The organism is Enterococcus malodoratus ATCC 43197 (assembly GCF_000407185.1).
GTDB classification, from domain to species: domain Bacteria; phylum Bacillota; class Bacilli; order Lactobacillales; family Enterococcaceae; genus Enterococcus_A; species Enterococcus_A malodoratus.
In genome coordinates this window covers 1,292,636-1,305,039 of record NZ_KE136481.1, presented here as the reverse complement: position 1 = coordinate 1,305,039, position 12,404 = coordinate 1,292,636, and the positions used below count along the sequence as shown (strand labels likewise).

The 12,404-nt window shown below is 40.9% G+C and carries 10 protein-coding genes; all 10 read left to right on the top strand.

Translation table 11 applies throughout. The features are described from left to right. The first annotated feature begins 3 nt into the window (after nucleotides 1–3). Nucleotides 4–1,185, top strand: a complete 1,182-nt coding sequence (locus tag I585_RS06545; protein ID WP_010743181.1) for a site-specific integrase — start codon at nucleotides 4–6, stop codon at nucleotides 1,183–1,185. Nucleotides 1,186–1,363: 178 nt separating this feature from the next. Then, nucleotides 1,364–3,043 carry a ribonuclease J gene (locus tag I585_RS06540; protein WP_010743182.1) on the top strand — a complete coding sequence of 560 codons (1,680 nt, stop codon included), beginning with the start codon at nucleotides 1,364–1,366 and terminating at the stop codon, nucleotides 3,041–3,043. Between the two features lie 124 nt (nucleotides 3,044–3,167). After that, a complete protein-coding gene (locus I585_RS06535; protein WP_010743183.1) occupies nucleotides 3,168–3,374 on the top strand; it encodes a zinc ribbon domain-containing protein in 207 nt (68 codons plus the stop codon). A gap of 210 nt (nucleotides 3,375–3,584) precedes the next feature. Further along, entirely contained in the window at nucleotides 3,585–5,012 is a 1,428-nt protein-coding gene (locus I585_RS06530; protein WP_010743184.1) for an MFS transporter, read from the top strand. A gap of 136 nt (nucleotides 5,013–5,148) precedes the next feature. Further along, nucleotides 5,149–6,480: a DRTGG domain-containing protein gene (locus tag I585_RS06525; RefSeq protein WP_010743185.1), complete on the top strand. Its 1,332-nt coding sequence runs from the start codon at nucleotides 5,149–5,151 to the stop codon at nucleotides 6,478–6,480. A gap of 14 nt (nucleotides 6,481–6,494) precedes the next feature. Further along, the gene (locus I585_RS06520) at nucleotides 6,495–7,451 is read left to right on the top strand and encodes a DHH family phosphoesterase (RefSeq protein ID WP_010743186.1); all 957 of its coding nucleotides are present in this window, start codon (nucleotides 6,495–6,497) and stop codon (nucleotides 7,449–7,451) included. A gap of 199 nt (nucleotides 7,452–7,650) precedes the next feature. Beyond that, nucleotides 7,651–8,502 carry a PRD domain-containing protein gene (locus I585_RS06515; protein ID WP_010743187.1) on the top strand — a complete coding sequence of 284 codons (852 nt, stop codon included), beginning with the start codon at nucleotides 7,651–7,653 and terminating at the stop codon, nucleotides 8,500–8,502. Between the two features lie 2 nt (nucleotides 8,503–8,504). Then, a complete protein-coding gene (gene nagE / locus I585_RS06510; protein ID WP_010743188.1) occupies nucleotides 8,505–10,478 on the top strand; it encodes an N-acetylglucosamine-specific PTS transporter subunit IIBC in 1,974 nt (657 codons plus the stop codon). A gap of 258 nt (nucleotides 10,479–10,736) precedes the next feature. Continuing rightward, entirely contained in the window at nucleotides 10,737–11,732 is a 996-nt protein-coding gene (locus I585_RS06505; protein WP_010743189.1) for a hypothetical protein, read from the top strand. Nucleotides 11,733–11,972: 240 nt separating this feature from the next. Next, a complete protein-coding gene (locus I585_RS06500) occupies nucleotides 11,973–12,296 on the top strand; it encodes a zinc ribbon domain-containing protein YjdM (RefSeq protein WP_010743190.1) in 324 nt (107 codons plus the stop codon). Nucleotides 12,297–12,404 lie beyond the last annotated feature (108 nt).

Below are 12,404 nucleotides of genomic sequence, written 5' to 3'. Positions count from 1 at the left end.
ACTATGGCAAAATCAAAAGAAATAATAAAGAAAAGTGAAGACGGAACCTATTATTTTAGAGCTAATTTAGGATACAACGAAAAAGGAAAAAGAATCCAAAAATATATGAGTGGGTTTCGAACGATTAAAGAAGCGAGAATGGCTTTATCAAAGATTATATTGGAAGGTCCAGATAATTCAACCGAGAATAAGGCTACCATGCTTTTTGAGAATTTTCTTGAAGAGATATTTCTTCCTTGGTATAAAGTGAAAGTGAAGCCACAAACATATGATTACAAAGAAAAGGTGATCAATAAACATTTCACATACTTTAATGGCTTTTCAATTAATGAAATTGAACCTGTCCATGTTCAAAGATGGCAGTCAAAACTTTCTCAAACACTAAAACCATCCTATGTACGGACTACTCAAGGACTTCTTACAATGGTTTTGGAACGAGCTATGATCTTAGGGCTTACTGAAAGAAATCCTTCTAAAATTGTTGGAAATGTAAAGAATAGAAAAGCTGAAATTGATTTTTGGACAAAAGAAGAATTTGAAAAAGTAATTTCATGTTTCTATTTGGAAGATTATTTCCAGCATTATCTGTATGTGTCACTATGGCTTTTGTTCATGACGGGGATGAGAATTGGTGAAGCGACGGCAGTTCAATGGGAAGATATTGATTTTGAAACTGGCGTTTTAAGAATCAATAAGACGTTATATTACAAAAGGGTAAACGAATATAAGTTTGTGGAACCTAAGACAAAATCAAGTTTGAGAACTCTCGCCTTAGATGCTGACACTTTAGAAATCCTCAAGATTTGGCATGATGTGCAAAAATCTATCGTTAAAACTGGATTTGTTTTAAGCTATAATGGAGAACCGACATTAAATCATACGGTAAGAGATGCGATTATTAAGTATTCTGCTATTGCAGGAGTTCATAGAATTAAAATTCATGCTTTAAGGCACTCACATGCATCATTGTTGATTCAGATGGGAGAAAATCCATTAATCATCAAAGATAGATTAGGGCATGAAGATATCCAAACTACTTTAGGAACTTATGGACATCTTTATCCCAATAGCAATTTTGAAGTTGCATCAAAATTAAAAGGTGTGATCAAAGTAAAACCAACGATGAAAAATCTAAATATAGCCCACGGCAATCGAGGAGATATACGGTTTTTAGCAACATGTTAATGGTGCAATCTTGGTGCAATTTCAAAATGAATATCCTTAAAAGGTCGATAGATCAAGGGTTTTAGCGTTTCTCCAACAATTCATGTATAATAGCTAATGAGTATTGGCACAGACCGAACTGATTACGGGGTCTGAGTACGCTGAAACAATAGATAAATAAACTAGAGAGGTGGATATTTTGAGTACAGTCAAAATAATTCCCTTCAGCGGAGTACGTGAAAATGGTAAAAACATGTACGCGGTTGAGGTGGATAATGATATTTTTGTCCTAGATTGTGGACTGAAGTATCCAGAAAATGAATTATTAGGAATCGATGTTGTCATTCCTGATTTTACCTATTTAATTGAAAATGCAGATCGTGTAGCGGGGGTTTTCTTGACGCATGGGCATGCCGATGCAATCGGAGCACTGCCTTATTTGGTTTCTGAAGTGGCGGTGCCGGTCTTCGGAACCGAATTGACGATCGAATTAGCAAAATTAAACGTGAGTCAAAACGAAGAAAGCAAAAGCTTCAAGGATTTTCATGTGATCGATGAGCATACGGAGATCGATTTTGGTACGGCGGTAATTAGTTTCTTCCGTACGACGCACACTATTCCTGACTCGGTTGGGATCAGTTTGAAAACGGAAGAAGGAACTGTCGTCTACACCGGTGATTTCAAATTTGATCCAACGGCAATTCCGATGTATGCCACTAATTATCGTCGCTTAGCTGAAATTGGTTCTGAAGGTGTTCTAGCGTTGTTGAGTTCTTCTTCTAATGCAGAAAATCCGATTCAAGTAGCATCTGAAAGAGAAATTGCTAGCGAAGTCTTCGATACCATCAACGAGTGGAACGGTCGAATCATCGTTGCCAGTGTGGCAAGCAATCTGCAGCGGGTACAGCAAATTTTGAATGCAGCGAAAAAAGCTGGACGCAAAGTGGTGCTGACTGGTCAAGATTTGGATCGCATCATTAAAACAGCGATGCGTCTGAAAAAATTAGAAGTGCCGGAAGATATTCTGGTAACTGTCAAAGAGATGAAGAAATATCAACCAGAAGAATTGATCATCTTGGAGACTGGCCGTATGGGAGAACCAATCAAGTCATTACAAAAAATGGCGAATCGTTCGCATCGCAATGTGAAGATCGAAGATGGTGATTTGGTGTATATTACTACTACACCAACGATTGCGATGGAAACGACTGTTGCGAAAACGGAAGATATGATCTATCGTGCGGGCGGAGTCGTGAAGAGCATTTCTGAAAACTTACGTGTTTCAGGCCACGCCAACCCTCGTGATCTGCAATTGATGATGAACTTTATGTCACCAAAATATTTCATTCCAGTTCAAGGAGAATACCGTCAGTTAGCCGCTCATGCTAGTTTAGCCAATGAGCTAGGCATTCCGTTCAAGGATATTTTCATTACTGGCCGCGGCGATGTGTTGGAATATAAAAATAAACACATGAGCGCTGCTGGAAGTGTACCGGCAGATAACATTATGATCGATGGGATCGGAGTCGGTGACATTGGCAATATCGTTTTACGCGATCGTAAAGTTTTGTCAGACGACGGAATTTTTGTTGTCGTAGTGACGATCGACCGTAAATTGAAAAAAATCGTATCTGCACCACAAATTACCTCACGCGGGTTTGTGTATATCAAAGCCAGTCGTGATTTGATTAAGGAAAGTGCAGAAACGACTAGTGAAATCGTAGAAAAACATTTGCATTCCGATGATTTTGAATGGAGCAAATTAAAGCAAGACATTCGCGATCAGCTGAGCCGTCATTTGTTTGAACAAACCAAACGTCGTCCCGTGATTTTACCAGTAATCATGGAAGCGAACCAACGTCGCGGACGCCGTAAATAATTAAAATCAAAAACTTCTCCCAGCATTTTTTTGCGGGAGAAGTTTTTTTGATACCTCCCACTCTGTTTTTTCGCGAAAAAGGAGTATTATTGAAGTAGAAGAAAATGTAGAGAGGGTTGGTCATATGTTGGAAAAACCATTAAAATGTCCTAATTGCGGTACCTATTTTTTTGTTGATGAAGTGTTGAATGTTCAAGAGCATCCCAAAGAATCGATGCCGGTAGAATGTCCAAATTGTCATCATGTGTATGAAAAAAGGATTACGAATGGCTATTTCATGACTTTTGAAGATCGTGAACACGGAAAATATAGTGAAGAAGCGGGAGAGTAATCTCTCGTTTTTATTTTGGTTTGCTTTTGGGGGAGACTTTCCTATAGAATAACTATGGTTAATTTTTATCAGTTCAGTTTTTCGTCGCTGACAAATGGCGTTCATGCAGTTTTAGCTGAATGACATTTGCGCGAAGAGAGCATCGTTTCTGAATTTTGAAAAAGCGATGTCGACTGTACGAAGCTAACTGTAACGGAAGGAAGTCTTTTAATGAAAACTTATCAAGAAGATTCGGTGGTTCAAAAGAATCGCTGGTGGATTTTAGTATCAGTCGCCATGTTTACTTTCATGTCCACGTTGGATTCTAGTATCGTAAATATTGCTTTGCCAACGATCTCACGAGATTTGGCTGTGCCGATGAATAAAGCAGAATGGGTCGTATCCATATACTTGATGGTCGTTTGTGCTTGTCTACTGCTTTTCGGAAAAGTCGGCGACAGTTTTGGGAAGATCAAGGTCTATCGAATCGGTACGATCATATTCACGTTGGGTTCTTTATTGTGCGGTTTTAATCATTCGTTGGCGATGCTGCTCTTTGGCCGAGTTATCCAAGGAATCGGTGCCAGCATGACGATGGCGACGAATACTGGAATCACAACAGAGGTTTTTCCCATGAAAGAACGTGGAAGAGCGTTAGGCGCAATCGGTGCATTTGTCTCTCTAGGTTCGATCGCAGGTCCCGGGATTGGCGGATTGATCTTGGCGCATTTCTCTTGGTCGTATATTTTCTGGATCAATGTTCCGGTAGGGATTCTAACAATTTTGATCGGAGAAAAATTTTTGCCGAAGGATATTACGATGTCCAAAAAGAAAATCGATTGGCTGGGTTTTGCAACCTTTGCGATAACGATCATGAGTTTCTTCGGAGCAGTCTTTATCGGACAAGAGGTTGGATACATCCATGCTTTGCCGCTTAGTCTGCTGGCTGTCGCAATTGTATTTTTCATCCTATTTATTCAAGTGGAAAAACGTAAAGAAAACCCATTATTAGTCTTCAGCATTTTGAAGAATAAAATGTTTACGATGAGTTTAATAACCGCGTTATTGATTTTTTCAGCGAACTTTTTTGTGAATGTAGTAATGCCGTTCTACTTGCAGAACGCTCGTGGATTAACAGCTAGTTACGCAGGATTATTGATGATGGTCTTTCCATTCTTAATGGTCATCGGCTCTCCGCTTAGCGGTTATTTGACGGATAAAATCGGTCCGCAAAAACTAGTGCTGATGGGGCTGCTGCTGTTGTCAATCACGCAATTAATGTACGTGTTCATGAATGAACTGAGCCCGATTTGGTATTATGTTTTGGCAACGGCGATTATGGGGATGGGGAATGCCTTGTTCCAATCACCGAATAATACGATCGTTATGAGCAGCGTAGATAAAGAAAATCTTGGTGTTGCCGGCAGTATGAATTCATTTGCCCGCAATTTAGGCATGGTTATCGGGATTGCTTTATCAACGACGATTTTATATGGTGGTATGAGTGTTTCGTATGGTCGACGGGTGACGACCTATATCGATGGCCGGCCAGATATTTTTATTTTCGGTATGCGTGTGACATTCATCGCATCCTTAGCGATTTGTGCTACAGCTTTAGTAATATCGCTCGTTCGTTTCAGAAAAAAAGCAGTAAATTAAGACGCTTATTAGTACAAAAGAAGTTGATTGTTACTTGAATGGTAACGGTTGACTTCTTTTTTTATAGGCACTCTGTTATACTAGTTTTGCTAAGCTGTACTACTATAATAGATAAATTTTATAGCGGGAGGAAATTATGGCGACAAAACATGATTTGATTTTGGAACATATTGAAAATCTGCCAGTGGGAGAACGCATCTCCGTTCGCAGTATTGCAAAAAATTTGCGTGTGAGCGAAGGGACGGCTTACCGCGCGATCAAGGATGCGGAAAACATTGGTTTGGTTTCGACCATTCAACGTGTGGGTACGATTCGGATCGAACGGAAATTGAAAAAAAATATCGAACGTCTGACTTTCGGTGAAGTAGTCCGAATCATTGAAGGCGAAGTCTTAGGCGGATCTAATGGGTTGGATAAGGACTTGAACAAATTTGTTATCGGTGCCATGACTGAAGAGGCGATGCGCCGTTACATTACACCGGGATCATTATTGATCATCGGGAATCGCGAAGGGGCGCAAAAATTGGCCTTGCAGGATGGTGCCGCGGTCTTGATTACCGGGGGCTTTGACACAACACCAGAGATTGCAAAACTTGCCGATGATTTAGAATTACCTGTTTTGAGTACAACCTATGATTCCTTTACTGTAGCGACAATGATCAATCGAGCTTTGAGCGATCAATTGATTAAAAAAGATATCATGCAGGTTAGCGACATCTATATGCCGTTAGAAAAAACAGTTTATTTACAATCCGGTGATACGATTGCAAATTATCATCGTTTGTCCGAAAAAACAGGTCATTCACGTTTTCCAGTTGTAAATAAAAGTATGCGGGTTTTAGGTGTTGTTACGGCAAAAGATGTTTTAGGCAAAGCCGACAATCAAGTAATTGACCGCGTAATGACGCGCGATCCAAATGTTGTTAAACAAAGCATGAGTGTGGCTTCGGTCAGTCATCAAATGATTTGGGATGGACTTGAGATGATGCCGGTGGTGAAAGACGATCTTTCCTTAGTTGGGATGGTCAGCCGTCAAGATGTAATGAAGGCGATGCAGCTCGTTCAACGGCAACCGCAAATGTCTAATACGATCTCTGATCAAATTGTTGGAGACATCGTGACGATTGATACGGATCGGGAAGACAATCTGCTGGAAAATCCTTACTTCAAATTTGAAGTGACTCCGCAAATGGTCAATAGTGTTGGAACAATCTCCTTTGGGGTACTTAGCGAGATTGTAGCGAACGTGGCTCAACGAAGTATTTTAATGGATCAGCGGCGCAACACTCTGATCGAACAAATGAATCTGCATTATTTACGTTTGATTCAATTGGAAAGCGAGATCGAGATTCATTCGAAAACACTAGAACTAGGAAGACGCTCGGCAAAAGTTGACTTGGAAGTTTATATCGACAATGTGATCGTAGCTAAAGCGATCGTCGTCTGCCAAGTGATGGAGCGTTCTTAGAAAGAGGAAGTTGTATGACAATTACAGAAGAAATTTTACAAACAATTCAACAATACGACCGCATCATTATTCATCGCCATATGCGTCCTGATCCTGATGCGCTAGGTTCACAGTGCGGACTTGCCGAAATATTGCGCGCAACGTTCCCAGAAAAAACAGTCTATCAAGTGGGTGGTCCGGTAGAGGGCTTAGAATTTCTCGCGGAAATGGATGAGATTGCTGACGACTTATACGAAGGTGCATTAGTGATTGTGACTGATACAGCGAATGCACCGCGAATCAGTGATGATCGCTATAATCTAGGTGACAAATTAATCAAAATCGATCACCATCCTAATGATGATCCCTATGGCGACTTGCTATGGGTCAATACTAAAGCCAGCAGCTGCAGTGAGATCATCGCGGACTTGGCATTTACTGAAAATCTGGTTGTGACAGAAAATGCGGCGCGCTTATTATACGGCGGAATCGTTGGGGATACTGGGCGCTTTTTATATCCTGCAACCACTTCCCATACCTTACAAATTGCAGCCAAGTTGTTGGATTTTGGTTTCGATGCGACAAAACTAAATCGCGAGCTCGATCAAATTTCATTGGATGTTGCTAAGTTGTCGGGGTATCTTTATCAGAACTTGCAAATCGATGAAAATGGTGCGGGTTATGTCTTTTTAGATCAAGCCATCTTAAACAAATATGGGATCAAGGATTCGGATACAGCGTCGCTTGTACCTTTACCGGGAACGATCGATGTTGTGCTGGCATGGGCAGTTTTTGTGGAACAGCCCGAAGGCTACTATCGTGTTCGCCTTCGCTCTAAGGGGCCGGTCATCAATGAATTGGCCAAGCGTTATCACGGAGGCGGTCATCCATTGGCCAGCGGCGCCAATGCAAAGGATCAAGCGATGTGCCAAGATATTTATCGTGAAATCCAGAATTTATGCGAAAAATACAAAAAAATCAAATCTATTTGAAAAAAATACTAAAAAGAAGTTGACAAAACGGTCATTGGTCTATACAATTCAAAGTGTTAACAATACTGTTTCATGTGACTAGATTATACTAGGCATGGAAAGAGACGCAAGGAGCTTCCTTGTGCTTCTTTCCATGCCTTTTTATTTGGCCAATAACTAGTCAAAACAGTGAAATTATTCTGCAGAATGAGGACAAGCAATGAAAATCAAAAAAATACTAAATCAAAATGCAGTATTGGTAGACGATCACGGAGAAGAAAAAATTGCTATCGGTAAAGGCGTCGGATTCAGCAAACAAAGAAACGATTTGCTTTTTCCTCGTGATATCGAACGATTATTTGTGATGGAACCGGAAGGACAACAGAAATTACAGACTTTGTTGAATCAAATTAATGAAGAATATTTTTTCGCTGCGGAAGCGATTATTGATCATGCAGAGACCGTCCTGATGGAAAAGTTGAATGAACATATCTTTATTTCATTAACGGATCATATTGCCTTTGCAGCGCAAAATATTGCGAACGGCATTGTTGTCCGCAACAAGCTGCTGAGTGAAATTGAAATTCTTTATAGCGAAGAATTCGGAGTTGCCCAATGGGCGGTGGATTATCTAAATCGAACGCTAGAGATTCCTTACGGCTATGATGAAGCGGGCTATATCGCTATCCATATCCATAGTGCTCGGACAGGTAAAAACAATAACCATGACAGCATTCGAGAAGTCACGATTATTTCTGATGTGATCCATTTGATTGAGCAGGAACTTGAGATCGACATTCGTTCGAAAGAAACCGCGTTGGATTATTCTCGTCTGGCCAATCATTTACGCTTGTTGCTGCAGCGTTATCAGAAGCAGCGCTACGCCGTTTTAGACCAGGAGATTATTGAAATGGTGCGAAATAAATATCCCGAGAGCTACCAAGTCGCAAAAAAGATACGTGTTTTTTTGATGAAAAGTTATCAGCTGGCAATTACTACAGAGGAATTGGGCTATGTCGCCATCCATGTAGAACGGTTGCGTAAAGTAAAAGAACATAGAGGAGAAGTGTAAATATGAAAGCATACATGCAGCGTATGGGTCGTTCATTGATGTTACCAGTGGCGGTTTTACCAGCAGCATCGATTTTAGTTGGGATCGCCAACTGGATTGTTGGGATGGGTGTAACCAACGTCGTAACGACATTCTTAATGAATAGTGGTTTAGCAATTTTAGATAATTTAGCCTTATTGTTTTCAGTCGGTTTAGCATTAGGAATGTCAAAAGATAAAGACGGGGCAGCCGCATTGGCTGGTTTAGTAGCCTATCTTGTACCTAAAGCAGTTTTGGCACCGGCTTCGGTTCAGGCATTATTAGGAATCAAGGATATCGCCGATGTCAATCCTGCCTTCAACAGTATGGGCAACAACGTGTTTGTGGGTATTATTGCTGGGCTGGTAGCAGCGGAAATGTACAATCGCTTCAGCGGTGTTAAGCTTCCAATGGCCTTATCCTTCTTTAGCGGAAAACGCTTAGTACCAATCATGGCGGCCGTAGGTATGCTGGTTATTTCGGGATTGTTGTTATTTATTTGGCCAGTTGTTTATAACGTATTGGTTAGTTTAGGTGAAGGAATCTCAGGATTAGGATTTATTGGAGCAGGGCTGTATGGTTTCTTCAACCGTCTGCTGATACCAACCGGTCTGCATCACGCGTTGAACTCTGTATTTTGGTTTGATGTTGCCGGAATCAATGATATCGGGAATTTCCTTGCTGGGCAACAAGCGATTGATCAAGGGTTAGCGATCGTTGGGAAAACAGGCATGTATCAAGCTGGCTTCTTCCCTGTAATGATGTTCGGTTTGCCGGCAGGAGCGTTGGCAATTTACCAATGTGCCCGCCCAGAAAAGAAAAAAATCACAGCGTCATTAATGATCGCAGCGGCTTTTGCTTCTTTCTTTACTGGTGTAACCGAACCGTTAGAATTCTCGTTCATGTTTGTTGCGTGGCCGGTATATGTATTGCATGCAATCTTTACTGGGTTATCTTTGGCGGTAAGTGCCTTTTTCCATTGGACTGCCGGTTTCGCATTCAGTGCCGGTTTTGTTGATTACTTCTTATCATTAAAAAATCCAGTGGCTAATCAACCATTTATGCTGATATTACAAGGACTAGTTTTTGCTGCTATTTACTATTTCGGTTTCCGTTTCGCCATTACTAAGTTCAATCTAATGACTCCTGGGCGTGAAGAAGGCGATGGAGAAGAGACACCAGATATTGCAACAAACGGAGATAGCAAACATGCAGTTATGGCTCAAAGAATCTATGACGCTTTAGGCGGTGCTGCAAATGTTACCGCGATCGATAACTGTACGACTCGACTTCGTCTGCAGGTTCTGGATACAGGAACGATCGATCAAAACAGAATAAAGGCTACGGGTGTTCCCGGTGTGAAGGTGATTGATGGAAAGAACATCCAGGTCATTGTGGGAACAGAAGTCCAATTCGTAGCTGATGAGATGAGTCGATTGCATGGCGGCAGCGGAGGCACACACATAGTGGCTGAACAAACCGTAATTGAAGAAGCGCCTAAGGCACAAAGCTTGTATGCGGTAGCGAAAGGTCGTTTGGTGCCGATCACTGAAGTTTCTGACGATGTCTTTTCAGAGAAAATGATGGGTGACGGCTATGCGGTATTGCCGACTTCTGGTGAGATTTTCGCTCCAGTTGCTGGAACCATCTCGAATATTTTCCCAACGAAGCATGCGGTGGGAATTACGACGCCTACAGGAATTGAAGTTCTGTTGCATATGGGATTAGATACCGTAGATCTAGCTGGCAAACCATTTACGGTTTATGTAACTGCGGGCCAACAAGTCGGTCGAGGGCAAATGATCGCGACGGTTGATTTAGCAGCTGTGGCTGCGGCAGGCAAGAAAACTGATATGATCGTGGCATTGACGAATATGGATAAGGTCGAAGGCTTTGAATTAGCCGAGCCAAGAGATGTTCAAGTCAATGAGATTATTGGTGAAGTGACAAGTAAATAAGAATGATTGAGCCGTGTATATTTTTTACACGGCTTTTTTGTTGATTCGAAAAAACATTAAACAATAAGTGGAATTTGTTATTTTTAAGACAGTATGCTCTTTTTAAAACTTGTTCATGCAAATTATATGTTCAATCTTTTAATATTTAATTTAAAATAAGAGTATTTCTAAATAGTATTTACAAACCAGTTATTTTAGTTTTATCATTAGAATATTAAAAAAAGAAACCGTTTTCTTGGAAAGCTGGAGGGTGAAAGTATGGGTGGATTGAAGTTAGAACGCAGACAAATTTTCGGTATGAAAAAGGAAAGCTTGTTCAAGCGGGTCGTGAAATATTTTGAACAGACAAAAAACGTTTCAGAAATAGTAGAGGTTGTGGTTGCGATCATTGTTCGTGACGCCATCTGCGGCGGGGAGACCTTCGCCGGTATGTTCAAGGAGCTGATCCGAGACCTTTACTTTACAGCGAACCCGAATGATACGCTGCGGAGATTCAGTCCCTATTTTGAAGAATACTTTTCTCACAATGAGTGGCAGACTGTCAAAAAACGGTTATACAAAAATAAAAATTTTTACGAGTGTACAAAAGAAGCTCGATCCTATAAAGACTATTTAGAACAAGAAGCTACCCTTGATATCCGTCAAGAGCAGCATATTTATTGTGTGGAGTCTTTCTTTGAAGACAGCAATGGCAAGCGGCATAAATTGACAATCCGGGATACTGATCCCAATCAGAGCGAGGAAGTGATTGTCAATGCACTGCGAATCTTAACGACGTTGAGCATTTTTTCAAAAGATGGCGTGCGGCAATTTGCTAAATTCGTAAATTATGTCGGCTCTGGAAAAACGACGACTACTTCCTACGATACACGACGAAAAGAACCGGCGGAGTCCGTTCAAGAAACTGACTCTACTTCTAAAAAAGAGCAGAAGCAAACACAGAGGAAGAAAGCCACGGCAACAGTTAATAAAGAAGTGCCTCCTAAAAAGACTAGCAAGATGACTCCGCAAGAAATCGCGGATATGGTGGATGCGCGGTATCCAATGCCAGGTGAAGTGCCGCTGAACAATCCGAATGACAGCGCTGAATCTGCCAAGATGAGCGCGGCCGCTCTAATGCAAAAGCCAGATACCTCATACATGCGTTACGCTAAAAGCGAGGAACAGGTCCAGAAAGGACGAGAAGAAAAACGGACGAAAAAGACCGTTGATAAGAAACTCGGAAAAAAGAAAAAACGATCGAAAAAAAGATGATCGGTGTTTTACTTCGAAATAGAAAATAGGTTTGATCGAAAAAGCAACACGATCAAGCTTGTTTAGTGTGGCTTTGTGTCTGAATGCGAACATATAGTGGACGTAAAAAGCTTATACTGGCGACACATACTTGTGCAGAAATAAAATAAGCGGCGGACATTTTTGGGAAAGGCTTTTCAATTGGCTCGGATTCCGCTAAACTAAATGTTTAGAAAAAAATATTTTTATTGGAGGAAGATTATGCCAAATTGTCCAATGTGTCAGTCAGAATATACTTATGAGGATCGCGGGTTATTTGTCTGTCCCGAATGCGGTCATGAGTGGTCAGAAAGTGATGTTGCTGAAGAAGGACTCGTCGTCAAAGATAGCAATGGCAACCAATTGCAAGAAGGCGATAGTGTGACGGTCATCAAGGATTTGAAAGTTAAAGGTGCTTCAGGTGCCATCAAGCAAGGAACGAAGGTCAAAAACATCCGCTTAGTCGAAGGGGATCACAACATTGATTGTAAGGTCGATGGTTTTGGGCCGATGAAATTGAAATCGGAATTTGTTAAGAAGTTATAAGCTAGAAAATTCTTAGAGTTGTTTTCATAAAAAATTCATGTCTTTCATGCTAAACTAAGATTAGGAAACTGTTTACGTCAAACAGTAAAATTATCTTTTATTAGAGGA